This is a genomic window from Pseudomonas sp. EA_35y_Pfl2_R111, assembly GCF_963970955.1.
Taxonomy (GTDB): Bacteria; Pseudomonadota; Gammaproteobacteria; order Pseudomonadales; family Pseudomonadaceae; genus Aquipseudomonas.
The window spans coordinates 105,414-130,651 of sequence record NZ_CAXAOM010000004.1; the positions used below are offsets into that span (position 1 = coordinate 105,414).

The following is a 25,238-nucleotide window of genomic DNA, read 5'->3' on the forward strand; positions in this document are numbered from 1 at the left end:
CTTGGCTACTTGAGCGCGGCCTCGGCTTTACCGATGGCGACGAATTCTTCTTCCGGCGTACCGGCCACCAGATGATGGCGGCTGTACAGGGCGAAGTAGGCTATCAGCACGGCGTAGATAACCGCAGCGCCAATCACCACCCGTGGGTCGACCAGGAAGCCTGCAACCACGGCCACGCAGGCCAGCACCAGGGCGATGCCCGAGGTGACGATACCGCCTGGGGTGCGATACGGGCGATGCATCTCCGGGCGACGCACGCGCAGGGTGATGTGTGCGGCCATCATCAGCACGTAGGAGATGGTGGCGCCGAACACTGCCACCAGAATCAGCAGGTCACCCTGGCCAGTCAGCGACAGGGCAAAGCCGATCAGGCCAGGCACGATCAGCGCCAGCACCGGGGCCTTGTTCTTGTTGGTCAGCGACAGCGAACGCGGCAGGTAGCCAGCGCGCGACAGGGCGAAGATCTGCCGGGAGTAGGCGTAGATGATCGAGAAGAAGCTGGCAATCAGACCGGCCAGGCCGATCAGGTTGACGAAGCTGCTCATCCAGGTGGATTCGCCGTAGGCAATGGTCAGGGCTTCCACCAGCGGGTTGCCGGAGGCCATCAGCGCGTTGGCGCCGGCGCCGCCTGGGCCCACCACCAGAATCAGCAAAGCAAAGGCCAGCAGCACCAGCATGGCGCCGATCAGCCCGCGCGGCATATCGCGCTGCGGGTTGCGGGTTTCTTCAGCGGCCAGCGGCACGCCTTCGACCGCGAGGAAGAACCAGATCGCATAGGGGATCGCCGCCCACACGCCGACATAGCCGAACGGCAGGAAGCTGCTGGCGCCGGTTGCTTCGCTCACCGGAATATCGAGCAGATTGGCCACCGAGAAGTGCGGCACCATCGCAACGATAAACACGCCGAGGGCAATCGCTGCCACGGCGGTGATGATAAACATCAGCTTCAGCGCCTCACCGACGCCGAAGATATGGATGCCGATAAACAGCACATAGAAGGCCAGGTAGATCGCCCAGCCGCCAATGCCGAACAGCGACTCGCAGTAGGCGCCGATAAACACCGCAATCGCGGCCGGGGCAATGGCGTACTCGATGAGGATTGCCGTGCCGGTGAGAAAACCGCCCAAGGGGCCGAAGGCGCTGCGGGCAAAGCCATAGCCACCACCAGCGGTGGGGATCATCGAGGACAGTTCAGCCAGGGAGAAGCACATGCACAGGTACATCAGCGCCATCAGCAGGGTGGCGAGAAACATACCGCCCCAGCCGCCCTGGGCTAGACCGAAGTTCCAGCCGGCATAATCGCCGGAAATCACGTAGGCAACGCCCAGGCCGACCAGCAATACCCAGCCTGCTGCGCCCTTCTTCAATTGCCTGCTTTGGAAGTAATCGGCATCGACCTGCTCTAAATCGGGGCCTTGCGGTAGACCTACCGCACTGATTTGTTCTGCTGCCATGGGAGTTCCTTATCAACAAGCTGGCCGAGGCGCAGGCCCGGCCAGGCGTGTAGCTATTTGAGGGAAGAGTGTTACCCAGTGGATCAGCAACCGCTGTGCCAACTACGCCCCTGGTCTAGACCTGAGGCGCGAGCGGGCAAACCGATGTCGTTTCCGGCATCGGCATCGGCTGCGGTTGCGCAGGGGCTTAGAAAAAGCCGAGTGGGTTGATGTCGTAACTGACCAGCAGGTTCTTGGTCTGCTGGTAGTGGTCGAGCATCATCTTGTGGGTTTCGCGGCCGACGCCGGACTTCTTATAGCCACCGAAGGCGGCATGCGCCGGGTAGAGGTGGTAGCAGTTGGTCCACACGCGCCCGGCTTTGATCGCCCGGCCCATGCGGTAGGCGCGGTTGATATCGCGGGTCCACAGGCCGGCGCCGAGGCCGAACTCGGTGTCGTTGGCAATCGCCAGGGCTTCGGCTTCGTCCTTGAAGGTGGTGACGCTGACCACCGGGCCGAAGATTTCCTCCTGGAACACGCGCATCTTGTTGTGGCCCTTGAGCAGGGTCGGCTGGATGTAGTAACCGCCGTCCAGGGTGCCGCTGAGCTTTTCCACCGCGCCACCGGTGAGCAGTTCGGCGCCTTCTTGCTTGGCGATTTCCAGGTAACTCAAGATCTTGTCGAACTGCTGCTCGGAGGCTTGCGCGCCGACCATGGTGTCGGTGTCCAGCGGGTCGCCGCGTTTGATCTGCTCGACCTTCTTCATCACCTCTTTCATAAAGGCCGGGTAGATCGATTCCTGCACCAGCGCTCGCGATGGGCAGGTGCACACCTCGCCTTGGTTGAAGAACGCCAGCACCAGACCTTCAGCGGCTTTCTCGATAAAGCTTGGCTCGGCCTGCATGATGTCTTCGAAGAAGATGTTCGGCGACTTGCCACCCAGCTCCACGGTGCTCGGGATGATGTTCTCGGCGGCGCATTTCATGATATGTGCCCCAACCGGGGTCGAGCCGGTAAAGGCGATCTTGGCGATGCGCTTGCTGGTAGCCAGGGCTTCGCCTGCTTCCTTGCCAAAACCTTGCACCACGTTGAGCACGCCCGGCGGCAGCAGGTCGCCGATCAGCTCCATCAGCACGCTGATGCCCAGCGGCGTTTGCTCCGCCGGTTTGAGCACCACGCAGTTGCCGGCGGCCAGGGCCGGGGCGAGTTTCCAGGCGGCCATCAACAGCGGGAAGTTCCACGGGATGATCTGCCCGACCACGCCCAGCGGCTCATGGATGTGATAGGCCACGGTGTTGCCGTCGATCTCGGCGGCGCTGCCTTCCTGGGCGCGTAGACAGCCGGCGAAGTAGCGGAAGTGGTCGGCAGCTAGGGGAATATCGGCGTTGAGGGTTTCGCGTACGGCCTTGCCGTTGTCCCAGGTTTCGGTGATCGCGAGCATTTCCAGGTTGGCTTCAATGCGGTCGGCGATCTTCAGCAGGGTCAGCGAGCGCTCCTGCACCGAAGTGCGGCCCCAGGCATCGGCAGCGGCATGGGCGGCGTCCAGCGCCTTGTCGATATCCTCGGCGCTGGAGCGTGGGAACTCGGCAATCGGCAGGCCATTCACCGGCGAGGTGTTGGTGAAGTACTGGCCTTTGATCGGCGCGACAAACTCGCCGCCGATGTAGTTACCGTAACGGGATTTGAAGGAAACGAGGGCACCTTCGGTACCGGGATGGGCGTAACGCATGCTGAATATCTCCTGGTTCTTATGCTTGTTCTGGTGATGCAGCGAAAGGCGCGCTGTGGCGCTTGTGCAGAGACAGAGCAAGGGCTGGGCCAGGCGTGCGTGATGCCCGTTTTAGAGCGGCTGTGTGGTTTTTGATGGGGCGCTGGAGCAGGGCGCCTGTATCGGCCCTGATACAGCCCGCGTGACACTCTGTACCAGGGCCGATACAGCGCGATGACTCACCGGTCAGCGCGTCTTGCAATGGCCGGAAAGCTGGTAGATGCTCGGCCATCACGTGCACCTCCAACGCGGAGAACAATAACAATGCACAACCCTGCAAGCCGCCACGCCCAGCAGGTGCTGACCGTGGCTCAAGGCCGCGGACAACTCGCCGGCCCGGCTGCCGATTCCTCGGTGGCGCGCTCCTGGCTGCGCTGCCTGCAGCAGCACCACCTCCACCCGGCGCAGAGCATCCCGCCGGCGGTGATTGAGCACGCGCATATGCTTGAGCGGCGCGAGCAGCTGCAGCAGGTGCTGGAGATATCCAGCCACGAGATGAACAGTTTGCACCGCCAGCTGGCCGGCAGCGGTCATGCTGTTTTGCTGACTGATGCGCGTGGGGTCATCCTCAACTGCGTCACCGAACAGGCGGAAAAGCGCACCTTCGAGCAGGCCGGGCTGTGGCTTGGTGCCGACTGGAGCGAGGCCTGCGAAGGCACCAACGGCATCGGCACCTGCCTGGTCGAGCGCCAGCCGCTGACCATCCACCAGAACGAACATTTCCGCAGCCGGCATACCGGGCTGACCTGCTCGGCCAGCCCGGTGTTCGACCCACATGGCGAGCTGTTGGCGGTGCTCGACGTGTCCTCGGCTCGGCACGACGTGTCGCGGCAGAGCCAGTTTCACACCATGGCCCTGGTCAACCTGTCGGCCAAGGCCATTGAGGGCTGCCACTTTCTACGCAGCTATGAAGGTGAGTGGCTGCTGCGCTTCCACGCCCAGGCCGAATATATCGGCCAGTTCAGCGAAGGCCTGCTGGCCTTCGACGGTGATGGGCGAGTGAGTGCGGTGAATCAGAGCGCGATCAACTTGCTGGGTCTGTCGCGTCGGCAACTGCTCGGGCGCACCTTGATCGAGGTGTTTGACTGCCGCCTGGATGACCTGCTCGGTCGTGCTTCGGCGCAGCCTAGCGCCAGTTGGCCGTTGTATACCCAGCGCGGCCAGCTGCTGTTTGCCATGCTGCGTGGCCAGCCTCGGCGCAGTACTCAGGCACTGGCGGCGGCCTTGGCAACGCCTGGGTTGTGTCTGGCTGACCCTGGTTTGCAGAGTGATTTCCGCCGTGCACTGCGGGTGTATGAGCGTGATGTGCCGCTGCTGATCGGCGGGGAAACCGGCACCGGCAAGGAGGCCTTTGCCAAGGCCCTGCATCAGGTCAGCTCGCGTGGCGGCAAGCCCTTTATCGCGCTGAACTGCGCAGCAATTCCCGAGAGCCTGATCGAGAGCGAACTGTTCGGCTATCGCGGCGGCAGCTTTACCGGCGCGCGCAAGGAAGGCATGCGTGGCAAGTTGCAACAGGCCGATGGCGGCACCCTGTTTCTCGATGAGATCGGCGATATGCCGCTGGCGCTGCAGACTCGTTTGCTGCGGGTATTGGAAGAGCGCCGGGTCGAGCCTATTGGTGGTGAATCGCAGGCCATCGATGTGCGGGTGATCAGCGCCAGCCACCGTGACCTCACTCAGCGGGTGGCCAGCGGTGAGTTTCGTCAGGACCTGTTCTATCGCCTCAATGGCCTGGTGATCGACCTACCGCCGCTGCGTGAGCGCAGCGACAAGCCGGCATTGCTGGATTTTCTCCTGGCCGAAGAGGCGCGCGGGCAATCGGCGCGGCTTGATGATGCGGCCCGCGAGGCGCTGCTCGCTTACCCCTGGCCAGGCAATGTGCGCCAGCTGCGCAATGTGCTGCGCACCCTCTGCGCGCTTTGCGAGCTCGGCGTAATCAGTCACGCCGAACTGCCCGCCGAAATTCGCCATGCACGCCCCGCACTTACCCTGTTACCCAACGCCAAGCCCGACCAGCTAGGCGACGCCGAACGCCAGGCGCTGCTCGCGGTCCTAGAGGCGCAGCACTGGCAGATGAGCCGCAGCGCCGAGCAGCTTGGCATCAGCCGCAACACCCTGTACCGCAAGCTGCGCAAGCACGGCATCAAGCTGCGTTCAACGCTATAAGCCGCGCCTGTTGGATCACGCCCCGCCTCTGCGGGGTGGCGGCGCTGTGTTAATCTGCGGCCAGTTTTTATCCCGCCTTATTCACCGGCTCTGACGACGCCTCCAAGGTAAATCATGCATATCCATATTCTCGGCATCTGCGGCACTTTTATGGGCTCGCTGGCCGTGCTGGCCAAGGAACTCGGCCACCGCGTGACCGGCTCTGACGCCAACGTTTATCCGCCTATGAGCACCCAGCTGGAGGCTCAGGGCATCGAACTGACCCAAGGCTATGACGCCGCCCAACTCGACCCGGCACCGGATCTGGTGGTGGTTGGCAATGCTCTGTCGCGCGGCAATCCGGCGGTGGAATATGTGCTGAACAAGGGCCTGCCCTACGTCAGCGGCCCGCAGTGGCTGGCCGACCATGTATTGCAGGGGCGCTGGGTTATGGCGGTGGCCGGCACCCACGGTAAAACCAGCAGTTCGAGCATGCTGGCATGGGTGCTGGAGCATGCCGGCATGAGCCCGGGCTTTCTGATTGGCGGCGTGCCGCAGAACTTCGGTATCTCCGCGCGCTTGGGTGGCACGCCGTTCTTTGTGGTCGAGGCCGACGAGTACGACAGCGCCTTCTTCGACAAGCGCAGCAAGTTCGTTCACTACCGCCCGCGTACCGCGATCCTGAATAACCTGGAGTTCGATCACGCGGATATCTTCCCGGATCTGGCGGCTATCGAGCGGCAATTCCACCATCTGGTGCGCACCATTCCGGGCGACGGTCTGATCATTCACCCGACCACCGAACCTGCACTCAAGCGGGTAATCGAGGTGGGTTGCTGGACGCCGGTGCAAACCACCGGCGATGGCGGGCAATGGCAGGCGCGTCTGCTCAGTGCCGACGGCTCGCGCTTCGAGGTGAGTTTCGACGGCAAGGTTGCCGGCACCGTGGACTGGCAACTGACTGGCCAGCACAACGTGGCCAATGCCTTGGCGGTGCTGGCGGCGGCGCGGCATGTCGGCGTGGTGCCGGAGCTGGGCATCGCCGCGCTGTGCGGCTTTATCAACGCCAAACGGCGTATGGAGAAGGTCGCTGAAGTGAATGGCGTGACCATCTTCGACGACTTCGCCCACCACCCGACGGCGATTGCCACCACCCTGGATGGACTGCGCAAGCGCATCGGCGATGCCAAACTAATCGCCATCGTCGAGCCGCGCTCCAACTCGATGAAGCTCGGTGCGCACCGTGATGGTCTGCCGGAATCCGTGGTGCAGGCCGATTCGGTGTACTGGTACGCACCGCCGAATCTCGGTTGGGACCTGGCCGGCACCGTGGCTACGTCGACCGTGCCGACCCAGGTCTGCGATTCTCTGGAAGCGATCATTGCCGGGGTCAAAGCCGAAGCCGCGCCGGGCACCCAGATCGTGGTGATGAGCAACGGCGGCTTTGGCGGTTTGCATGGCAAGTTGGCTGCGGCCCTTTTATAGAGAGCCAAAATTCGCGCTCAAAGCGTCGCGAGCGCAGATTAGGTAAGGCGAAAGCCTGCGAGGAAGCGGAGTTTACTGCTGTAAATGAGCATTCCGAGCACGCTTTCAACGCAGCATAAGCAAGCGCAGCAGCTTTGAGAGTGAATTTATGAGCGGTCCTGAACGTATTACCTTGGCTATGACCGGCGCTTCCGGCGCTCAGTACGGCCTTCGCCTGCTCGACTGCCTGGTGCAGGAAGAGCGCGAGGTGCACTTTCTGATTTCCAAGGCCGCGCAACTGGTGATGGCCACCGAAACCGATGTCAGCCTGCCGGCCAAACCCCAGGCCATGCAGGCGTTCTTGAGCGAGTACACCGGCGCCGCGCCGGGGCAGATTCGCGTATACGGCAAAGAAGACTGGATGGCGCCGGTGGCCTCCGGCTCCGGCGCACCCTCGGCGATGGTGGTGGTCCCGTGCAGCACCGGCACGCTGTCGGCGATTGCCACCGGGGCCTGCAATAACCTGATCGAGCGCGCCGCCGATGTGGCGCTGAAGGAGCGTCGTCAGCTGATTCTGGTGCCGCGCGAGGCGCCGTTTTCCAGTATTCATCTGGAGAACATGCTCAAGCTGTCGAACCTGGGCGCGACCATCCTGCCGGCCGCGCCGGGCTTTTATCACCAGCCGCAGACCATTGATGATCTGATTGATTTTGTGGTGGCGCGCATCCTCAACTGCCTGAACATCCCCCAGGACATGCTGCCGCGCTGGGGCGAGCACCATCAGATCACTCCGGATGAATAAGCCTTTTGCTCGCGCGGCCGTTTGCCTGGTGTTGGGCCTGACACTCAGCGGCTGCGCCACCGTGCGCACCCTGGATGCCGCCAAGCCAGGCGCGCCGGTGGTGTATGCGGGTACCCGATTGAACCTGTATGCGCTGCAGGGCGGTTGCTGCGCCAATGAGCATTTCGGCGCCGAGGCACCGACTTATCCTGCCGCCGATCTGCCGGTTAGCGCGTTGTTGGATACCCTGTTGCTGCCGCTGTCTCTGGCTACTGCCATCGGCCTCAATCTAGGAATCAGCGGCGGTTTGTAGCGGCTGTCAGGCATCCGGAATGCTGGCGGCGTTGTCCTGCCATGTGGTCGCCAATGGCCAATCCTCAAGGATCTTCGCCGGTCCCGGCTTGGCGAACAGGTAGCCCTGAAAGCGCCTGCAGCCCATGCGTTGTAGGGCCTCGTACTGTTCCCAGGTTTCCACTCCTTCGGCGGTCACGGCCAGGTTGAGGTTGGCGCCCAGCGCCAGGACGGTGCGCACGATGGCGGCGTCGCTGGGGTATTCGAGCACGTCGCGGACGAACGACTGGTCGATCTTCAGTTGATCCAGCGGCAGGCGCTTGAGGTAGTTGAGCGAGGAGTAGCCGGCGCCGAAATCATCCAGCGCCAGGTGCACGCCGCGCGCTTTCAGCTGACTCATCTTGCCGATCAGCACTTCCACATCTTCCACCAGCTGGCTTTCGGTCAGTTCCAGTTCCAGGCGCTGTGGGTTGGCGCCGCTTTCCGCGAGGGCGGCGAAGACGTCTTCGATAAAATCGGGATGATGGAACTGCCTGGCGCTGACATTGACCGCCAGGGTCAGCTGCGCCAGTTGCGGGTGTGTGGCCCAGGCCACCAGTTGCTGGCAGGCGCTGTGCAAGATCAGACGGCCCAGGGGCAGAATCAGCCCGGTGCTTTCTGCCAGCGGAATAAATTCTCCCGGCGGCACCAGCCCGCGCGTGGGGTGTTGCCAGCGCACCAGCGCTTCGGCGCCGACCAGTTTCCCTTGCGCATCCACCTGGGGCTGGTAGTGCAGGATAAAGTCGCGCTGGCCGAGGCTGTGGCGCAGGTCACTTTCCAGGCTGGCGCGGGCGCTGACTTCGGCCTGCATCGCCGGGTCGAAAAAGCGCATGGCGTTGCGGCCAGCGGCCTTGGCCTGGTACATGGCCATATCGGCGCGCTTGAGCACTTCATCGACCGTACTGCGTTCGTTGGGAAATAGCGCGATGCCGATGCTGGCCGTGCTGATATGGCTGCGGCCTTGCAGAGCGTAGGGCGCGGCCAGGGCCTTGACGATCTTCTTGCCGACGCTCTCGACCTGTTGGCCTGCCTGCGCGTGGTTTAGGCTGAGGCCTTCGAGCATCAGCACAAACTCATCGCCACCGAGGCGGGCCAGGGTGTCCTGGGCGCGCACATGGCTGTTCAGGCGTTCGGCGACCTGCTGCAGCAACTGGTCGCCCATGTCGTGGCCGAGGGTGTCGTTGAGGTCCTTGAAGTTATCCAGGTCGATAAACAGCAGCGCGCCCTGTTGCAGGCCGCGCGCATGCTTTGCCAGCGCCTGTTGCAAGCGGTCGAGCAGCAGGCGGCGGTTGGGCAGGCCGGTGAGAGGGTCGTAGAACGCCAGCTGGTTGATCTTTTCCAGGTTCTTCTTGTGTTCGGTGATGTCGGTGGAGATGCCGCACAGCGCGTAGATCTTGCCGTGGCCATCGCGCAGCGGCAGCTTGACCGATAGAAAGGCGTGCTGGGTGCTGCCGTCCAGGCTGCGGTTGATTTCTTCGGTCTGCACCCGTTCGCCGAGTTTGAGCACGCGGCGGTCGTTGTCGTGCAGGTTGGTGGCGGTGTCGATATCGAAAAACTGTTCATCGGTCTTGCCGATCACCTGCTCAAGTTTCTGGCCGAACAGCTCGCAGACCTTGCGGTTGGCGTACTGGTAACGCAGTTGTGCGTCCTTGATATAGATATAGGCTTCGACGCTGTCGAGGATGGTGTTCAGGCGCTGTTCGCTGGCCAGCAGATGCTGGGTTTTCTCCCGTACCTGACGGCGCAGCAGCAGTGCGCCACCGAGGGCGGCAACCAGCAACAGGGCGAGGGTGCTCAGGCCCCACCAGATGCTGGTGGGGATCAGCAGGCGTGGCCGCTCACCGCCCCAGCGTTGCAGGCTCTGGTAGTAGATCGAGGAAGGCGAGTCCTGCCAGTTCGCCAGGTGCTGGTCGATTGCGGCTAACAGGTCGGCGTTCTGCCCTTTGCGCGTGGCGTAGAACAGGTGCGCAGGTTGGAACATGATCGAGGAGCTTTGCAGCTGATAGCTCGGCGCATGGAAGTCGCCAAAGCGCTGGTTGGCCACCACTGCGTCGGCCTGCCCTGCAGCCACCTGCTCAAAGCCCTGCGGCAGGCTGGGCACACCGATCAATTGAGCTTTCAGGCCAAAACTTGTGAGCAGCCCGCGGAGGTATTCTTCCTGCACCGAGCCCTGCAACACGGCAATGCGCAGGTCTTTGAGATCGAGTATCGACCTGAGCTGGAGGTCTTCGCTGCTGTACACCTGCGACCAACTCACCAGTGACGGCACCTTGTGGAAGTCGAGCACCTGGGCACGGCTGTCGTTGTAGGCAACGTCCGGCATAAGGTCGATTTCACCGTTTTGCGCCAACGCCAGGCACTCTTGCCATTCGCAGGGTCTGGGGCGTAGATGCCAGTCTTCCTGGCGGGCGATTTCATTCAGCAGCTCGCCGAGGATGCCGGAGAGTTTGCCGTCTTGGCCGAGGAGGATTTTTGGCTCGTTGGCATACACCCCGACGCTGACATCGCGTGACTGCGCGCTGCTTTGCCAGGCGGTCGTAAGACCTGCTGCAAATAGCAGCGCAATACTGAGGTGGCGAAATGACAGGCGCTTCATGCGTGGGCCAACTTCCATACGAGAGTGCATGGCCTAACGATAGTCAGAATATGCTGCAGGCGCTGACCGCTAATGGCAATTGGCTATTTCACGCGCGACATGGCCTACGCACAGTAGATCGTAAGCAGCTTCTTAGTGGGCCCAGCCTTGATAGATATAGGTCATGGGTTTTGGACCCTTGAGGTAGCGATTGCTCAGCTCGCCAATCTGAAAGCCGCCCGCGGTGATCAGCGCCTTGATGTCGCGGTTGAGGTGGCAGCCACCAGCCAGTGGCTTCCACAACGGCGTCAGGCGGTTCTGCCAGCGCAGCACGGGTAGCTCCGGAGCCAGGCCGTGCTCGCAGAACAGCAGGCGACCGCCGGGCTTGAGCACGCGGCGCATTTCTTTCAGCGCAGCCACGGCATCGGGGATGGTGCACAGGGTAAAGGTACAGACGATGCAATCGAAACTGGCGTCCTCGGCCTGGATCTGACCCAGTTCAAGGGCAATCATCTCTATCGGAATGCTGATAGCGGCGGCCCGTTGCCGGGCCAGTTTCTGCATATCGGCGCTGGGGTCGACGCCGATAATTGTGCTGACCTTCTCTGCATCGTAGAAGGCCAGGTTAAGGCCGCTGCCAATGCCGATCTCCAGCACCCGCCCATGGGCCTGGGGCACCAGTTGCGAGCGGGCTTTCATCACCGCGCCCATGCCGCAGGCGAAGTCGATCAGGTGCGGCAGCAAATAGCGGTCATACAGGCCCACGGTGTTGTCCCCGTTATTCTTATTCTGCGTCGTTGCTGGCTTCGTCTGGCATATCACTGTTGTCGCCGCTGACGGCGGCAAAGCATTTGATCAGGTGAGAGTCGTTAGTGCCGCTGATGCGCCAGGCATCGGCCTCACCATCAAAACGTGCGGCGATTACCTGGGCCAGGCTGAAACACCATTTGCGCAGGGCGCGGCCATCCATGCATTCGATGCTGAGCAGTGGTGCGTCGTCAGTGGGCGGGTTGCCGGCTTGGTGCTGGGCCAGTTGTTCGGCGTTGAGGCTGAACTGCCAGGCATGCAGCTCGTCGATTTCCAGCATGTCGGCGCCGCTCAGGGCGCTGATCAGGTCGTGCGGGGTGCTCATAGGTCAAAGGCTTCTGTATTGGCGATTATTAGCGACCGAGGCGGCGCAGTTGGTCTGATTCGATCACTCGGGTGCCGGCGTCTTCTTCCAGCGCCAGGCGCCACAGCGCGCGGGCCAGCACGGTGGCTTCGATGCCGCGATATTTACCCGGCAGCCAGCGCATAAAGGGCGCGGCCAGGCGCTCGCCAAGGCGGAACTCCTGACGCGGGCCGAGCAGTAGCGAAGGGCGGACGATGGTCAACTGCGGCCAGTCCTGCGCGCGCAAGGCCTGCTCCATTTCACCTTTGACCTTGTTGTAGAACACCGTGGAATTGACGTCTGCACCGAGGGCGCTGATCACTAGCAGATGACGCGCGCCGAGGGCGCGGGCGCGTTCGGCAAAGGCAATTACCAGGTCGTGATCGACCGCGCGGAAGGCCTCCTGCGAGCCGGCCTGTTTGATCGTGCTGCCTAGGCAGCAGAAGGCGGTATCGATTGTGCCGCTCAGTTGCGGCAGCAGGGGCAGCAGCTCGCCCTGCGGGTTTTCCAGATGCGGGTGCGCGGCCAGTGGACGGCGGCTGGGCGCCAGCACGCGGGTAACCGTGGGCTCGTTCAGCAAACGGTCCAGCAGATGCTCGCCAGTCAAGCCGGTGGCACCTGCAAGAAGGATGTGCTGTGGCGTCAAATACATAGTGTGATGTTCTCCGCTGATATCAATCAGCTTATCAGGCCGTTGGTGGCGCGCATGGCTGTTATGGGTTGACCGCAGATTGCGCTTCAAGTGCATTGTTTAGGGCGCGCTCGGCCTGCTGTTTGCGCAGCTTGCGCCACTGTGTGAGCACCGCTTTGGCGGGCCAGATCTGCGGTTCTGAGGGTTCGAAACCGTCGGCTTTTTCGCGTTCGGCGACGCTGGCCTGGGCCAGCTCAAAGGCGCGCTGCAGATCGTCGGTCTGCTGCAGAGCTTCGGCAAACAGGGCGCGGCCGAAGTAGGTGAAATCGTTTTCCTCCGAGCAGCCGAAAGACACCCGGTCGGCCCGTGCGGCGGTGATTATCAGGGTCTTGTCATCCTGCAACTTAGGGATAAAGCCGCCGGAGTAGCAGGCGGAGATCACCAGTACCTTGTGGCGATTTTTCAGCGGTTCGAGCAGGGCTGCCAGTTCGCTGGCGGGCAGGTCGTTGAGCTGCAGGCGCGGCTGATCGAGGTTCAGTTCATGTTGGGCCGAGCCGTGACTGGTCAGGTAGATAAAGATCAGGTCTTCCTCGCCGCTGCGTTCGGCCAGGGCCTGAATGCTGCGACCGAGGCTGGCGCTTGTGGCCAGCGGTCGGTCGGCCAGGTGGTCGCGGTGGTTGACCAGGGTGATCAGGCCGTGGGCGGCGAAGCGCTCCTGCAGCAGGTTGCCGACATAATCGGCCTCGCGCATAAACACGCTTTGTTTGCCGTCGCCGGCCAGGGTCAGGGCGTACAGCTCGAGGGCCGGGGTAGAGGCGGGCAATTTGGCGATGGCAGCATCGAGCAGGCGGCCTTGTTCCAGCAGGCCGGTGGCCAGGGCGTCAGGTATGGCCTTGCCCTGCGCGTCACGCGTCAGCCGGCCGTTCTGCCAGGTGCCGCTTTGCTGGCTGCCATCGACCAAGGTCAGGCTACCGGTGCCCTGGTATTGGCCGTAGGCAAAGTTGCCTTGATAAACACTGCCGTCGGCAAGATTCAGGCGGCCCTCGCCGTGGTAGCTCCAGTCGCTGAACTGGCCGGTGTAATGGCTGCCGTCGCTGCCTTTGAATTCGCCTTTGCCGGTTAGGCTGCCATGGGCAAAGCGGCCGCTCCAGACTTCGCCATCGGCGCTCTGGTAACGGCCCTTGCCGTGAAACTGGTTGTCGCGGAACTGGCCGCTGTAGAGATCGCCATCGGCATTTTTGAAACTGCCCTGACCATTGAGTTGGCTGTTATCGAAGGTGCCGGTGTAGGCATTGCCTTCAGCGTCGGTCAGCACGCCTTGGCCGTCGGGTTCGCCCTTCTTGAACTGGCCCTGAAAGCTGGCGCCGTTGCTCCACTGCAGTTTGCCCAGGCCGTTGTATTGGCCCTTGCTGAACTCGCCGCGGTATTCCATCTGGCTGCCTTTCAGGTGCCCTTCGCCACTGGGCATGCCGTTGGCAAAGCCGCCCTCGTAACGGCTGCCGTCGCTGTAGGTGAGGCTGCCCTGGCCATGGAAGTCGCCGCTCTGAAATTCGCCGCTATAGAGCTCGCCGTGTTTGCTGCGCCATTCCCCTACGCCGTTGAACTGGCCGTCCTTGAACAGTCCCTGATAGTAGCTGCCGTCGCTGTAATCCAGGCGACCTGGGCCTTGCAGCAGGCCGTCGACAACCTCGCCGCGGTAGCGCCCGCCATCGGGCAGTACGGCATCCGGTGGCAGCAAAGGTTCGCCATCGCCGCAGGCGACAAGCAGCAGGGCAAGGCTCAGTGGAGCCAGAAGGGAGAGAGGGCGCATGCAGAAAATCCGGGGCTGTAAGGTCGTTGCCGAGTATGCCTCAAAGCGCTCAGAGTGCCGTGATTGAGCGCACCGGCAGGCATATAAAAGTTTTCAGCGGCCGTGTTCAACATCGCGCAACGACGGTCCAAGGATCGTCGTTGCGAATCGCAAGCCATAAAAAAGGCGCACCGGCGGATGCCTATGCGCCTTTGTCCGGCGGCTGTGATCAGACGAAGCAGAGCGTCAGCGGTTCGGCGATATAGGCGGGTTTTTCCGAGCCCTCGATCTCCAGTACGACTTTGGCCTTGAGCAGCCATTGACCGGGGTTCTTCTCGTGGGCGTCGGTCAGGCTGACCACCAGGCGGACTTTCGAGTTGACCTTCACCGGCTGGATAAAACGCACGCTATCCAGGCCATAGTTGACGGCCATCTTCAGCCCTTTTGGCATGATCATGATGCCTTCCATCAGCTTGGGCACCAGTGACAGTGAGAGGAAACCGTGAGCGATGGTGGTGCCAAATGGGGTGAGCTTGGCTTTTTCCGGATCGACGTGGATGAACTGGTGGTCGCCTGTGCATTCGGCGAATTGATTGATGCGTTCCTGGTCGATGGTTAGCCATTCGGAACGGCCGAGTTCTTTACCGATATAGCTGGGCAATTCGGCGGCGGGTACTGATGTCATGGTTTCTCCTTGAAGACGCAAGTGTTGTTTTTTTTGGGGCGTTAATTCTTCTGCCCTAAGATCATCATGGCTTTGCCATTAGGGTCAAGTGCCTCGTGTACGCGGCGTAAACGTTGCGCCATTACCACGCAACCGCTGTAAACCGGCCCTTGCCGGGCACTTCTGCTTATAATGCGCGGCACTGCGTCTGGGATCATACGATTCGGAGATTACCCATCATGCTGCTACGCGGCCTTTCCTGGCTGGTGCTTTGCCAGTTGCTTGGCACTGCGCTGAATGTCCTGCTGATCCCGATTCTGCCGGGCCCGATCATCGGCATGCTGCTGTTGTTCGGCTTTTTGCTGCTGCGCGGCGAGGTGGGCGAGCCACTGCACCTAGCCTCCACCAGCCTGTTGAAATACCTGCCGCTGCTGCTGGTGCCGCCGGCGGTTGGGGTGATGGCCTATGCCACGGACATCTTTGCCGACTTCTGGGCGATTGCTGGAGCGCTGTTGCTGTCGCTACTGATCTCGATCGTCTTCGCCGGCTGGCTGATGCAGAAGCTGATCGATCGTCAGCAACGCCGGGAGGACGCATGAGTCTGGAATGGCACGCGGCCTGGCAGGCACTGATCCATCATCCGTTGTTTGGCGTAGGCATCACCCTAGGTGCTTACCAGATGGCGATCGCCGCCTATGAGAAAACCCGCTGGGTGTTCCTGCAGCCGGTGTTGCTGTCGATGCTCACGGTGATCGGTATTCTTCTGGCTTGCGGTCTGACCTTTGCCGAATACAAGGACAGCGCCGCCGCGTTGACGCTCTTTCTCGGGCCGACCACGGTCGCGTTGGCGGTGCCGCTGTTTCTTAATCTGCGGCGCATTCGCCAGCTGCTCTGGCCGACGCTGATCACCCTGCTGGTGGCCGGCGTGGTTGCCACCGTGTTGGGCATTACCCTGGCCTGGGCCTTTGGCGCCGAGCAGATCATGCTGATGAGCATGGCGCCCAAGTCGGTGACCTCGCCGATTGCCATGCTGGTGGCCAACCAGATTGGCGGGATTGCCGCCCTGGCTGCGGTGTTTGTGATGATCACCGGGATCATCGGCGCCATCGTTGGCCCGGCGCTGCTCAAGCGTTTTGGCGTGCACCATCCTGCGGCGTTGGGCATGGCCCTGGGCCTGACGGCACATGCGGTCGGCACCGCGCGGGCGCTGCAGGAAGGCGAGGAGTGCGGCGCGTTTTCCGCTCTGGCCATGAGCCTGATGGGCGTATTCACTGCCGTGTTGCTGCCGCTGGCTATTCTGTTGTGGTTATAAGGAGGCGCCTGTGACCCTACCGCTGTTTCCACTGAATACCGTGCTGTTTCCCGGCTGCATGCTCGACTTGCAGATATTCGAGGCGCGTTATCTGGACATGATCAGCCGCTGCATGAAGCAGGGCGAGGGCTTTGGCGTGGTCTGCATTATCGACGGCGCTGAAGTGGGCGAGGCGGCCGGGCAGTTCTCGGCAATAGGCTGCGAGGCGGTGATCCGCGATTTTCAGCAACTGCCCAATGGCCTGCTGGGGATTCGCGTTGAGGGTGGTCGACGTTTTCGCGTGCAGCGCGCTCAGGTGCTGCCTGATCAACTGACTCTGGCCGAAGTCGACTGGCTGGACGAGCGAGTCGAGCAGCCGCTGGAGGCTGAGCATGCCGACCTTGTAGCGTTGCTCGGTGCACTGAGTGCTCATCCGCTGGTGGAGTCGCTGGGCATGGGGCGCGAGCCTGCGGGTCAGGAGGCATTAGCCAATCAGTTGGCGTACCTGTTGCCGCTGGACGCCGAGCAGAAGCTGCAGCTGCTCGAAATACCCGAGGTGCAGCTGCGCCTGGAGCTGCTGCAACAGCTGCTGGAGTTGTTGCAGGGTGAACGTCAGTAGATTCGTCAGTAGCGGTACAGCAACTGCCCAGCGGAAAATTGCCAGGTGGCGATGCCGCCGAGCAGTGCCGTAACTGCCGGTAGCAGCAACCACCAGATCCTTGCAGACATCGCCGGCAGTGGCGTGCGCCACTGCACCAGGCCCAGGCTCAGCGCACAGAAGCAGGCGGCCAACAGGGCGCCGGCGATGATGTCGCTGGGCCAGTGCACCCCCAGGTAAATCCGCGAGCCGGCAATTGCAGCCGCCGGCAGGCTGGCCAGCAGCAGCCAGGTCAGGCGCATACGGGCCGGTTGCCCGCGACCGGCCAGCACCCCAAGCAGCAGAAAGAAGGCGAAGGCTGCCGAGCTGTGCCCGCTGGGAAAGCTGAAACTGTTCAGCGGTTCCAGCAACACATCGGGGCGGCTGCGGGCGAAAAACGCCTTGAGCGCGGTGTTGGCCAGTGCAGTGCCGAGCAGGGTGCCAATCGCCAGGCCGAGCGTGCGCCATTGTCGGGTTGCCAGCAGGATCAGGCACAGCAGCACGGCGGCCGCCAGTTGCGTGTGCATATCACCGAGGCGAGTGATCAGCACCATCAGGTTGTCTAGGGTTGAGCTGCGATGCTCCTGGGCCAGGGTTAACACGCCCTGATCGAGCTGGCTCAGGTGCGGCCAGTTAACCATCAGGCCGATCAGCAGGGCTAGGCTCGCTGCGGCAGTCAACAAGCAGGTGTGGCGTTGTCCGCGTAGGCTGCCTAGCACGCTGATGCCCACCACCAGCGCCACGCCGGCAGCAATGGCCCCAGCCTGCGGCCAGAAGCCTTCCGGTAGCGGCAAGCGCAGCGCTGCACCGGTCGCCCAGCCAGGCAGCATATAAGCGAGGGACCAGCCGAGCCCGGCCAGCAGGCTGACGATAAAAAAGCGCACGAAGGGCATGTCGAACATGCCAGCGACCATCGGCAACATGGGGCGCAGCGGGCCGATAAAGCGCCCGACCAGCAGGCTGGCGATGCCGTAGCGCACGAAGTAACCGTGAGCGCTATTCAGCCATTGCGGGTTATGGCGCAGCACTGGCAGGCGGCCGATATCCTGATGGAAATAGCGCCCCAGCGCATAGGACAGGCAGTCGCCCAGCAAACCGCCGCAAAACGCCAGCAGGAGGGTTTCACCCAGGCCCAGCGCGCCGTTGCCGGCCAATGCTGCGACGGCGAACAGCAGCACGGTGCCGGGTACGAGAAGGCCGACAATCGCCAAGCACTCGCCGCAGGCCAGCAAGAAAATTGCCAGGCCCAGCCATTGTGGGTTGGCGCTTAGCCAGAGGGTCAGGGTGTCGAACCATTGGCTCATCGGTGGTCATCCATGATGATTAATCGTTAATTGCCCATCAGGGGCGGCAAACTTAGGGTGGGTTTGGCTGACATGCGGTGTCACGCTCACTCGGCAGGGCATAGGCTGGGGCGATGATAACAATAAGAGTCTTAACCATGTCTGAACGTGCCCGCGTCAGCAGCGCTCATATCAGCCCCAGTGCCCATTACACCGGCTATATCTGGTATCGCCATCAGCTGGCGAATGCGGCCTTTGCCACGGGTTTCGGGCGTTTTGTGCATGGTTTGCTCAGCCCGATTACCTGGGGCGCGCGGGTCGGGTTCGGCCTGGATATCGAGCAGTTTCTGCTGCAACGGCATTTGCAGATTGATGCCCAACTGACTGCAGCGATTGAGCAGGGCGGCGTATGTCAGGTGGTGGAGATTGCCTGTGGCCTGTCGCCGCGTGGTCGGCGCTTTACCACGCGTTACCCGCAGTTGCGCTATATCGAGGCCGATCTGCCAGTGATGGCCGCGCGTAAACGCCTGCTGCTCAACAGCGAAGGTTGGCTGGGCAGTCAGCATCAGGTGCGCGCGGTGGATATCCTCGCCAAAGAGGGCAGCAAAAGCCTCGCGGCGCTGTTCGCCGAACTGGATCACAGCAAGCCAGTGGTGGTGATTACCGAGGGATTGGTGAATTACTTCGAGCTGGCGCTGATCGAGTCGTTCTGGACGCGGTTGGCCGAGCAACTGCGCGAGTTTCCTCAGGCTACCTACCTGACCGAGCTGTACCCCGATCTGCGCGAGCATCCACGTTACCGCCAGCTGCGCTGGGGCGTCGGCCTGATCGGCCGGCTGACCCGTGGCAGCTATCCGTTGCACTACCGTAATGATCAGGCGATTGTGCAGGGCTTTGAGAAATGTGGCTTCAGCCACGTCGCGGTGTTCGATCCGAGCCGCACGGCCCAGGCGCTTGGCCTGGCGCCATCGCGCAGTGCCGGGCTGGTGCGGGTAATTGAGGCGCGGGTTTAGGCGCAGGCCGCTGTCAGTAATGATGGTCGCTGAAACTGCATCGCCAGCGCCTGGCTGGCCTGCTGATCGCTGTGCGGAAAGACAAAGGCCAGGCCGTTTTGATCCTGACGCAGCGGTAGCACAGGCTGAGCGGGCAGGTCCTTACACAGTAACTGCCAGCCGCGCACGCCGCGCATAGCCGGCAGATCACCCCGTAACAGCCCGCCAAAGAAACCCAGTTCGCTGATCTCCACCGTCCATTCGCCGCCCTCGGCATGCTGCAGGCGCGCCTGGCGCTGGCTGGGTGGCAGGCGTGGTTCGTGGCGTTTTTCCAATTGCAGAAGTTGCGGGTTGGTCAGCAGGCTGCTGCCTGGGCTGCGGTTTGGCAGAGGTTCACCACGCAGAAAAGGGCTGTACAGGCTGGCGCAGGCGTCGCGTTGTTCGAATTGCGCCAGGTGATCGGCGTTGTGAATCAGTGCGCAGCTGGCCTGTTCGCAGGCGGCAGCAAAATGCGCGTGCTCCCAGGGTTGGGTGAAATGGTCATATTCACCGGCCAGCACCAGGGTCGGGCAGCTGGGGTGCGCGTGAAAGCCCTGAAAATCCAGCAGACGCTGGCTGTTCTGCCGGTAGCGCTCGATATCGGCGGCCGACAGGCGCTGGATCTGCCGCAACAGCGCCTTGCGAAACACCGGGGCTACGCCGGTCTGTTCCAGGCGCAAGGGGTTGAGCAGGCCGGTCAGCGCACCATGGGCAAAGGCCTCGCAGCGCCCTTCGGCCAGCAGCGCCAGGCCTTCCTGCAGCAGCAGGCGCGCACCGGGGCGGCCGAAGGCAGTAATCCCAGCCAGCAGCACACGGGCACAGCGGGTAGGGTGGCGGGCGGCGAACAGCGCTGCCAGGGCTGAACCATAGGACAGACCGATAGGCATCAATGGCGGCAGGTCGAGTTCATCGGCGAAGGCGGCGATCAGGTCGGCCAGCTGTTCCAGGCTCAGCTCGGGTGCCAGTTGCAGGTTGCCGCCCTGGCTGGGCAGGTCGAGCAGGATCACCGGGTGTTCGCCGAGCAGCTCGCTGACCTCGGCGGCAAACGAGCGAAAGCTCTGGAACGCGCCGCCCAGCAGCAGCACCGGCGGGCGCGGGTCATGGCTGCGGCAGGCGTAGGCCTGGTAGTGCAGGCGCAGGTCGCCGAGATGCAGCACCTGCGGGGCTTCGCTGAGTTGTGCGGCGCAGTAGTCGGTACGGTAATGCATGCTGATCCCACCCCGGCGGTCGGCCGCCTGTCTTGCTTTTAATGGCAAGGTAAACATTCGGACGGTTTTTGTTTACCTAACCTTCGGGCGGCTGATGGTCTGCGGTGTCACTGTTTCTCGGGATGGCCTGCTGGTCGGGGTCTAGCGGCGTTACCGGCGGTTGTGGCGAACGCCGTGTTTACCGTCCGCCGCGCAGCGCTGGGCGTGGAGCGGCGCGACCGTTATACTCAGCGACTTTTTTCAACCGCCAGACCTGCCAAGACCATGACTGAGTCCGTGCTCGACTATATGACCCGCCTGGGACAGGCCGCCCGCAGCGCTTCGCGCGTGCTGGCGCGTGCCAGTACTGCGCAGAAGAATCGTGCCCTGCAGGCCGCTGCGGCCGCGCTGGATGCGGCCCGCAGCGATTTGACTGCTGCCAACGAGCTGGACCTGGCCGCCGCGCGCGCCAGTGGTCTGGAGCCGGCCATGGTTGACCGTCTGGCGCTGACGCCGGCGGTGATCGACTCGATGATCGAAGGCCTGCGTCAGGTCGCCACGCTGCCGGATCCAATCGGCGAGATCCGCGATATGCGTTACCTGCCGTCGGGTATTCAGGTCGGCAAGATGCGCGTGCCGCTGGGCGTGATCGGCATCATCTATGAGTCGCGGCCGAACGTGACCATCGACGCTGCCAGTCTGTGCTTGAAATCCGGTAACGCGACCATCCTGCGTGGCGGCTCCGAGGCGATTCATTCCAATCAGGCGATTGCTCGTTGCATTCAGCTCGGTCTGGCCGAAGCCGGTTTGCCCGCAAGCGCCGTGCAGGTGGTGGAAACTACCGACCGCGCCGCCGTTGGTGCGTTGATCACCATGCCGGAATTTGTCGACGTGATCGTGCCGCGCGGCGGCAAGGGCCTGATCGAGCGCATCAGCCGTGACGCCAAGGTGCCGGTAATCAAACACCTGGATGGCGTCTGCCACGTCTATATCGACGTCGCTGCTGATCTCGATAAGGCGATTCGCGTTGCCGATAACGCCAAGACCCATCGCTACTCGCCGTGCAACGCCATGGAAACTCTGCTGGTGCACGCCGCGGTGGCCGACAAGGTGTTGCCGCCGCTGGCTGCGATCTACCGCGACAAAGGTGTTGAACTGCGTGGCGACGCCGCGACCCGCGCGCTGCTAGGCAGCGACGTGTTGGAAGCGAGCGAAGACGACTGGTTTGCCGAGTACAACGCGCCGATCCTGGCGATTCGCATCGTCGATTCGCTGGATGCGGCCATCGAGCACATCAATCATTACGGCTCGCAGCACACCGATGCGATCATCACCGAGAACTTCAGTGATGCGCGGCGCTTCCTCACCGAAGTGGATTCCGCTTCGGTGATGGTCAACGCTTCGACTCGCTTCGCCGATGGTTTTGAATACGGCCTGGGCGCGGAGATCGGTATTTCTACCGACAAACTGCACGCCCGGGGCCCGGTCGGCCTGGATGGGCTGACCAGCGAGAAGTACGTGGTGTTTGGCGACGGGAACATTCGTACCTGATGGGGCGTACCTGATGGCCAAGCGCCGCGGCGCCCGACGTACCGACGCCCGACGCATCGGTCTGCTTGGCGGCACCTTTAATCCGGTGCATATCGGCCATCTGCGCAGCGCCGTGGAAGTGGCCGATGCGCTGCAGTTGGATGAGTTGCGTCTGATCCCTAGCGCGCGGCCGCCACACCGCAGCGCGCCAGAGGTCAGTGCGCAGGATCGCCTGGCCATGGTTCGCCTGGCGGTGGCGGATGCCGGGGTGTTGCAGGTGGATGATCGCGAGCTGCAGCGCGACAAGCCGTCCTACAGCATCGACACCCTGGAGTCGTTGCGCAGTGAGTTGGCAGTGGACGATCAGCTGTTTCTGCTGTTGGGCTGGGATGCCTTCTGCGGTTTACCCAGTTGGCAGCGCTGGGATGAATTACTGCAGCACTGCCATATTCTGGTGTTGCAGCGGCCGGATGCCGACAGTGAAGCGCCCGAGGCGCTGCGTAATCTGTTGGCGGCACGCAGTGTGAGTGACCCTTCGGCCCTGAGTGGGCCGAGCGGGCAGATTGCTTTTATCTGGCAGACACCCCTGGCGGTGTCTGCTACCCAGGTCCGTTCGCTACTGGCGAGCGGAAAGTCGGCACGTTTTCTGGTGCCTGACGCGGTACTGGCCTATATCCATGCCCACGGACTGTACCGTGGCGCGAATTGAACACGAGGCAAATGAGTTACTTATGACTAAGGCAAAAATGCAGAGCGAAGAGTTGGTCAAATTGGCCATCGCAGCCCTGGAAGAGATCAAGGCGCAAGACATCACCACCATCGATGTGCGCGGCAAGACCAGCATCACCGATTTCATGCTGATCGCCAGCGGCACCTCCAGCCGTCACGTCAAGTCGCTGGTCGACAACGTGCTGGAGAAGGTCAAGGAGCAGGGCGTACGCCCAATCGGTACTGAAGGCATGGACACCGGCGAGTGGGCACTGCTCGACCTCGGCGACATCGTGGTTCACGTGATGCTGCCGACTGCCCGCCAGTTCTATGACCTTGAGCGTCTGTGGCAGGGTGCCGAGCAGAGCCGTGCGCAGTTCAGCGCCGAGCCGGGCGCTGAGCAATCGAGTAGCGGGCAGGAATAGGAACGCGCAGCGGTGCGGATCAAACTGATCGCCGTCGGCTCGCGCATGCCACGCTGGGTGGAAGAGGGCTGGCAGGAATACGCCAAGCGCATGCCCAGCGAGCTGTCCCTGGAGCTGGTGGAAATTCCGCTGACCACTCGCGGCAAGAATGCCGATGTAGCGCGGATGATCCGTCAGGAGGGTGAGGCCATGCTGGCCAAGGTTCAGCCTGGGGAACGCATAGTGACCCTGGAAGTCGAAGGGCGACCCTGGAGCACCGAGCAGCTGGCGGTCGAACTGGACAAGTGGCGCCTGGATGCACGCACCGTCAACTTGATGGTCGGCGGCCCGGAAGGGCTGGCACCTGAGGTGCAGGCGCGCAGTGAACAGCGCTGGTCGTTGTCGCCGCTGACCCTGCCGCACCCCTTGGTGCGGATTCTGATCGGCGAACAGATGTATCGTGCCTGGACAGTGTTGTCCGGCCACCCTTACCACAAATAATCAGCCAGTAATCAGCAGCCACCGATGCCGCAACCAATCCGCCTCAAAGACCACGAGAAAGACGGCCGCCTGATCCGCAAGCGCGCGGTGGTCGGTGCTGTGGTGGTTTTGTTGCTGACCTCGGTGCTCGTGGCGCGCATGTATTACCTGCAGGTGGTGCAGTTCGAGCACCACACCACCCTGGCGGAAAACAACCGCATCCACGTGCAGCCGATCCCGCCGAACCGTGGGCTGATCTACGACCGCAACGGGGTGATCATCGCCGATAACCGCCCCAGCTTCAGCCTCACCCTGACCCGCGAACGCGCGGGTGACTGGCCGCAGGTGCTCGACGTGATCGTCGAAGTGCTGGAACTGGGCGCGGATGAGCGCGCGCTGTTCGAGCGGCGTGTGCGTCAGGGGCGGCGACCGTTCGAGCCGGTGCCGGTGCTCTTCGAGTTGTCCGAGGAGCAGATCGCGCGTATCGCGATCAATCAGTTCCGTCTGCCAGGGGTGGAAGTCGCAGCGCAACTGGTGCGGCATTACCCGCTGGGCGAGCATTTTGCCCATTCGGTGGGCTATGTCGGGCGGATCAATGAGAAAGAGCTGAAAGAGCTCGATCCAGTGGCGTACAGCGGCACGCACCATATCGGCAAGACCGGTATCGAGCGCTTCTATGAAGACGAGCTGCACGGTGAAGTGGGTTACGAGGAAGTCGAAACCAACGCCCGTGGCCGCGTACTGCGGGTGCTCAAACGCACCGACCCGCTACCCGGTAAGGACATTGTGCTGAGCCTCGATATTCGCTTGCAGGAGGCTGCCGAAAAGGCCCTGGCTGGTCGCCGTGGCGCGATTGTGGCGATTCAGCCACAGACCGGTGAAGTGCTGGCGATGGTCAGCCAGCCAAGTTTCGACCCCAACCCCTTCGTCACCGGCATCGGCTTCAAGGCCTATGCCGACTTGCGCGACTCCATCGACCGTCCGCTGTACAACCGCGTATTGCGCGGCCTCTACCCGCCCGGCTCGACGATCAAACCGATGGTCGCGGTGGCGGGGTTGGATGCTGGCGTAGTCACGCCGCAGACCCGGGTGTTCGACCCCGGCTTCTATCAGTTGCCCGGTCACAGCCACAAATATCGCAACTGGAACCGCACGGGCGACGGCTCGGTGGATATGGATTACGCGATCATGCGTTCCAACGACACCTACTTTTACTCGCTGGCGCACAAGATGGGCATCGACCGCATGCATGACTACATGACCCGTTTCGGGCTGGGTCAGCGCGTGTCGCTGGACATGTTCGAAGAAACCGCCGGGCTGATGCCGTCGCGGGACTGGAAGCGCGCGCGTTACCGGCAGGCCTGGTACCCGGGCGAGACGCTGATTCTCGGTATCGGTCAGGGCTATATGCAGACCACGCCGCTGCAACTGGCCCAGGCCACGGCACTGATGGCCACGCGCGGCAAGTGGATTCGCCCGCACCTGGCCAAGACCATCCAGGGGCGCATCCCCACAGACCCCAACCCAGTGCCGGATATCGTGCTGCGTGATCCGACGTTCTGGGACGCCGGTGTCAAGGGCATGGTGTCGGTCATGCACGGCCCGCGTGGCACCGCGCGCAAGGTGGGTGATGCTGCGCTGTACCGGATTGCCGGCAAGAGCGGTACCGCTCAGGTGGTGGCGATCAAGCAGGGTGAGAAGTACGACCGCAGCAAAGTCGCCGAGCGCCATCGTGACCATGCGCTGTTCGTCGCTTTTGCACCCGCGGATAACCCGCAGATTGCCGTGTCGGTGATGGTCGAGAACGGCGAGTCCGGCTCCGGGGTGGCTGCGCCGGTGGTCAAGCAGGTGATCGATGCCTGGTTGCTCGATGAAAACGGTCAGTTGAAAGCCGAATATGCTCCGCCTGTGGCGGCTGAGGTCGCTGCGCCATGAACAGTAATTTCGACCGCAACCT

Annotated in this window: 23 protein-coding genes; 13 read left to right on the forward strand and 10 right to left on the reverse strand. The window is 62.6% G+C overall.

Translation table 11 applies throughout. The features are described from left to right. Positions 1 to 5: 5 nt before the first annotated feature. Both eat and exaC read right to left on the reverse strand, forming a co-directional pair. Entirely contained in the window at positions 6 to 1,454 is a 1,449-nt protein-coding gene (eat, locus tag AACY25_RS15980) for an ethanolamine permease (RefSeq protein ID WP_339525825.1), read from the reverse strand. A 187-nt stretch (positions 1,455 to 1,641) separates the two neighbouring features. Continuing rightward, positions 1,642 to 3,162, reverse strand: a complete 1,521-nt coding sequence (exaC, locus tag AACY25_RS15985; protein WP_339525826.1) for an acetaldehyde dehydrogenase ExaC — start codon at positions 3,160 to 3,162, stop codon at positions 1,642 to 1,644. A gap of 303 nt (positions 3,163 to 3,465) precedes the next feature. On the opposite strand from exaC, the gene AACY25_RS15990 reads away from it, so the two are divergent. The 4 genes from AACY25_RS15990 to AACY25_RS16005 all read left to right on the forward strand — a co-directional run bounded on the left by AACY25_RS15990 (position 3,466) and on the right by AACY25_RS16005 (position 7,904). Continuing rightward, a complete protein-coding gene (locus tag AACY25_RS15990) occupies positions 3,466 to 5,367 on the forward strand; it encodes a sigma-54-dependent Fis family transcriptional regulator (protein WP_339525828.1) in 1,902 nt (633 codons plus the stop codon). 114 nt (positions 5,368 to 5,481) lie between these two features. After that, on the forward strand, positions 5,482 to 6,831 hold the full coding sequence (gene mpl / locus AACY25_RS15995; RefSeq protein WP_339525830.1) for a UDP-N-acetylmuramate:L-alanyl-gamma-D-glutamyl-meso-diaminopimelate ligase: 1,350 nt from the start codon (positions 5,482 to 5,484) through the stop codon (positions 6,829 to 6,831). A gap of 148 nt (positions 6,832 to 6,979) precedes the next feature. Next, positions 6,980 to 7,612 (forward strand): flavin prenyltransferase UbiX, encoded by a 633-nt coding sequence (ubiX, locus tag AACY25_RS16000; protein WP_339525832.1) that lies wholly within the window; start codon positions 6,980 to 6,982, stop codon positions 7,610 to 7,612. Continuing rightward, positions 7,605 to 7,904 (forward strand): YceK/YidQ family lipoprotein, encoded by a 300-nt coding sequence (locus tag AACY25_RS16005; protein WP_339525835.1) that lies wholly within the window; start codon positions 7,605 to 7,607, stop codon positions 7,902 to 7,904. Before ubiX ends, AACY25_RS16005 begins: the two co-directional genes overlap by 8 nt. 6 nt (positions 7,905 to 7,910) lie before the next feature. Here AACY25_RS16005 and AACY25_RS16010 read toward each other — a convergent pair whose 3' ends face one another. The 6 genes from AACY25_RS16010 to AACY25_RS16035 all read right to left on the reverse strand — a co-directional run bounded on the left by AACY25_RS16010 (position 7,911) and on the right by AACY25_RS16035 (position 14,751). Further along, positions 7,911 to 10,517 (reverse strand): EAL domain-containing protein, encoded by a 2,607-nt coding sequence (locus AACY25_RS16010; RefSeq protein ID WP_339525837.1) that lies wholly within the window; start codon positions 10,515 to 10,517, stop codon positions 7,911 to 7,913. Between the two features lie 132 nt (positions 10,518 to 10,649). Continuing rightward, positions 10,650 to 11,261: a class I SAM-dependent methyltransferase gene (locus AACY25_RS16015; RefSeq protein WP_339525839.1), complete on the reverse strand. Its 612-nt coding sequence runs from the start codon at positions 11,259 to 11,261 to the stop codon at positions 10,650 to 10,652. A gap of 19 nt (positions 11,262 to 11,280) precedes the next feature. After that, positions 11,281 to 11,628 (reverse strand): DUF5629 family protein, encoded by a 348-nt coding sequence (locus AACY25_RS16020; RefSeq protein WP_339525841.1) that lies wholly within the window; start codon positions 11,626 to 11,628, stop codon positions 11,281 to 11,283. A 28-nt stretch (positions 11,629 to 11,656) separates the two neighbouring features. Beyond that, positions 11,657 to 12,298, reverse strand: a complete 642-nt coding sequence (locus AACY25_RS16025) for an oxidoreductase (protein WP_339525843.1) — start codon at positions 12,296 to 12,298, stop codon at positions 11,657 to 11,659. 61 nt (positions 12,299 to 12,359) lie between these two features. After that, positions 12,360 to 14,087: a C13 family peptidase gene (locus AACY25_RS16030; RefSeq protein WP_339525845.1), complete on the reverse strand. Its 1,728-nt coding sequence runs from the start codon at positions 14,085 to 14,087 to the stop codon at positions 12,360 to 12,362. A 208-nt stretch (positions 14,088 to 14,295) separates the two neighbouring features. After that, entirely contained in the window at positions 14,296 to 14,751 is a 456-nt protein-coding gene (locus AACY25_RS16035; RefSeq protein WP_339525847.1) for a MaoC family dehydratase, read from the reverse strand. Positions 14,752 to 14,969: 218 nt separating this feature from the next. Between AACY25_RS16035 and AACY25_RS16040 the strand changes: the two genes are divergently transcribed. The 3 genes from AACY25_RS16040 to AACY25_RS16050 are packed head-to-tail and all read left to right on the forward strand — an operon-like array spanning position 14,970 to position 16,640. Further along, complete coding sequence (locus AACY25_RS16040; RefSeq protein WP_339525848.1) at positions 14,970 to 15,329, forward strand: CidA/LrgA family protein; 360 nt, start codon at positions 14,970 to 14,972, stop codon at positions 15,327 to 15,329. A gap of 2 nt (positions 15,330 to 15,331) precedes the next feature. Beyond that, positions 15,332 to 16,042 carry an LrgB family protein gene (locus tag AACY25_RS16045; protein WP_339526282.1) on the forward strand — a complete coding sequence of 237 codons (711 nt, stop codon included), beginning with the start codon at positions 15,332 to 15,334 and terminating at the stop codon, positions 16,040 to 16,042. Positions 16,043 to 16,052: 10 nt separating this feature from the next. Continuing rightward, positions 16,053 to 16,640 carry an LON peptidase substrate-binding domain-containing protein gene (locus tag AACY25_RS16050; RefSeq protein ID WP_339525850.1) on the forward strand — a complete coding sequence of 196 codons (588 nt, stop codon included), beginning with the start codon at positions 16,053 to 16,055 and terminating at the stop codon, positions 16,638 to 16,640. A gap of 5 nt (positions 16,641 to 16,645) precedes the next feature. Here the strand turns inward: AACY25_RS16050 and AACY25_RS16055 are convergent, their stop codons facing one another. After that, positions 16,646 to 17,962 carry a bifunctional DedA family/phosphatase PAP2 family protein gene (locus tag AACY25_RS16055; RefSeq protein ID WP_339525852.1) on the reverse strand — a complete coding sequence of 439 codons (1,317 nt, stop codon included), beginning with the start codon at positions 17,960 to 17,962 and terminating at the stop codon, positions 16,646 to 16,648. Between the two features lie 137 nt (positions 17,963 to 18,099). Between AACY25_RS16055 and AACY25_RS16060 the strand changes: the two genes are divergently transcribed. Next, positions 18,100 to 18,954: a class I SAM-dependent methyltransferase gene (locus AACY25_RS16060; RefSeq protein ID WP_339525854.1), complete on the forward strand. Its 855-nt coding sequence runs from the start codon at positions 18,100 to 18,102 to the stop codon at positions 18,952 to 18,954. Here AACY25_RS16060 and AACY25_RS16065 read toward each other — a convergent pair. Continuing rightward, positions 18,951 to 20,180, reverse strand: a complete 1,230-nt coding sequence (locus AACY25_RS16065; protein ID WP_339525855.1) for an alpha/beta fold hydrolase — start codon at positions 20,178 to 20,180, stop codon at positions 18,951 to 18,953. The two genes, AACY25_RS16060 and AACY25_RS16065, sit on opposite strands and share 4 nt — an antisense overlap. A gap of 264 nt (positions 20,181 to 20,444) precedes the next feature. On the opposite strand from AACY25_RS16065, the gene AACY25_RS16070 reads away from it, so the two are divergent. From AACY25_RS16070 to mrdA, 5 genes are read left to right on the forward strand one after another with little or no spacing between them, the layout of a single operon-like run. Next, positions 20,445 to 21,710 (forward strand): glutamate-5-semialdehyde dehydrogenase, encoded by a 1,266-nt coding sequence (locus tag AACY25_RS16070; protein ID WP_339525856.1) that lies wholly within the window; start codon positions 20,445 to 20,447, stop codon positions 21,708 to 21,710. Between the two features lie 13 nt (positions 21,711 to 21,723). Next, positions 21,724 to 22,398, forward strand: coding sequence for a nicotinate-nucleotide adenylyltransferase (gene nadD, locus AACY25_RS16075; RefSeq protein ID WP_339525857.1), 675 nt, complete (start codon positions 21,724 to 21,726; stop codon positions 22,396 to 22,398). Positions 22,399 to 22,435: 37 nt separating this feature from the next. Continuing rightward, positions 22,436 to 22,822, forward strand: coding sequence for a ribosome silencing factor (gene rsfS, locus AACY25_RS16080; RefSeq protein WP_304868360.1), 387 nt, complete (start codon positions 22,436 to 22,438; stop codon positions 22,820 to 22,822). 12 nt (positions 22,823 to 22,834) lie between these two features. Beyond that, positions 22,835 to 23,302 (forward strand): 23S rRNA (pseudouridine(1915)-N(3))-methyltransferase RlmH, encoded by a 468-nt coding sequence (gene rlmH / locus AACY25_RS16085; RefSeq protein ID WP_160089194.1) that lies wholly within the window; start codon positions 22,835 to 22,837, stop codon positions 23,300 to 23,302. 24 nt (positions 23,303 to 23,326) lie between these two features. Then, positions 23,327 to 25,216 carry a penicillin-binding protein 2 gene (gene mrdA, locus AACY25_RS16090; RefSeq protein WP_339525859.1) on the forward strand — a complete coding sequence of 630 codons (1,890 nt, stop codon included), beginning with the start codon at positions 23,327 to 23,329 and terminating at the stop codon, positions 25,214 to 25,216. The last annotated feature ends 22 nt before the right edge of the window (positions 25,217 to 25,238 follow it).

Coding starts and splice junctions, on each gene's coding strand:
- AACY25_RS16035 (WP_339525847.1), bottom strand. CDS start 14,751: ATGACATCAGTACCCGCCGCCGAATTGCCCAGCTATATCGGTAAAGAA.
- AACY25_RS16055 (WP_339525852.1), bottom strand. CDS start 17,962: ATGAGCCAATGGTTCGACACCCTGACCCTCTGGCTAAGCGCCAACCCA.
- eat (WP_339525825.1), bottom strand. CDS start 1,454: ATGGCAGCAGAACAAATCAGTGCGGTAGGTCTACCGCAAGGCCCCGAT.
- mpl (WP_339525830.1), top strand. CDS start 5,482: ATGCATATCCATATTCTCGGCATCTGCGGCACTTTTATGGGCTCGCTG.
- AACY25_RS16025 (WP_339525843.1), bottom strand. CDS start 12,298: ATGTATTTGACGCCACAGCACATCCTTCTTGCAGGTGCCACCGGCTTG.
- AACY25_RS16030 (WP_339525845.1), bottom strand. CDS start 14,087: ATGCGCCCTCTCTCCCTTCTGGCTCCACTGAGCCTTGCCCTGCTGCTT.
- AACY25_RS16010 (WP_339525837.1), bottom strand. CDS start 10,517: ATGAAGCGCCTGTCATTTCGCCACCTCAGTATTGCGCTGCTATTTGCA.
- AACY25_RS15990 (WP_339525828.1), top strand. CDS start 3,466: ATGCACAACCCTGCAAGCCGCCACGCCCAGCAGGTGCTGACCGTGGCT.
- exaC (WP_339525826.1), bottom strand. CDS start 3,162: ATGCGTTACGCCCATCCCGGTACCGAAGGTGCCCTCGTTTCCTTCAAA.
- AACY25_RS16020 (WP_339525841.1), bottom strand. CDS start 11,628: ATGAGCACCCCGCACGACCTGATCAGCGCCCTGAGCGGCGCCGACATG.
- AACY25_RS16060 (WP_339525854.1), top strand. CDS start 18,100: ATGTCTGAACGTGCCCGCGTCAGCAGCGCTCATATCAGCCCCAGTGCC.
- nadD (WP_339525857.1), top strand. CDS start 21,724: ATGGCCAAGCGCCGCGGCGCCCGACGTACCGACGCCCGACGCATCGGT.
- ubiX (WP_339525832.1), top strand. CDS start 6,980: ATGAGCGGTCCTGAACGTATTACCTTGGCTATGACCGGCGCTTCCGGC.
- AACY25_RS16070 (WP_339525856.1), top strand. CDS start 20,445: ATGACTGAGTCCGTGCTCGACTATATGACCCGCCTGGGACAGGCCGCC.
- AACY25_RS16040 (WP_339525848.1), top strand. CDS start 14,970: ATGCTGCTACGCGGCCTTTCCTGGCTGGTGCTTTGCCAGTTGCTTGGC.
- AACY25_RS16065 (WP_339525855.1), bottom strand. CDS start 20,180: ATGCATTACCGTACCGACTACTGCGCCGCACAACTCAGCGAAGCCCCG.
- AACY25_RS16005 (WP_339525835.1), top strand. CDS start 7,605: ATGAATAAGCCTTTTGCTCGCGCGGCCGTTTGCCTGGTGTTGGGCCTG.
- rsfS (WP_304868360.1), top strand. CDS start 22,436: ATGCAGAGCGAAGAGTTGGTCAAATTGGCCATCGCAGCCCTGGAAGAG.
- mrdA (WP_339525859.1), top strand. CDS start 23,327: ATGCCGCAACCAATCCGCCTCAAAGACCACGAGAAAGACGGCCGCCTG.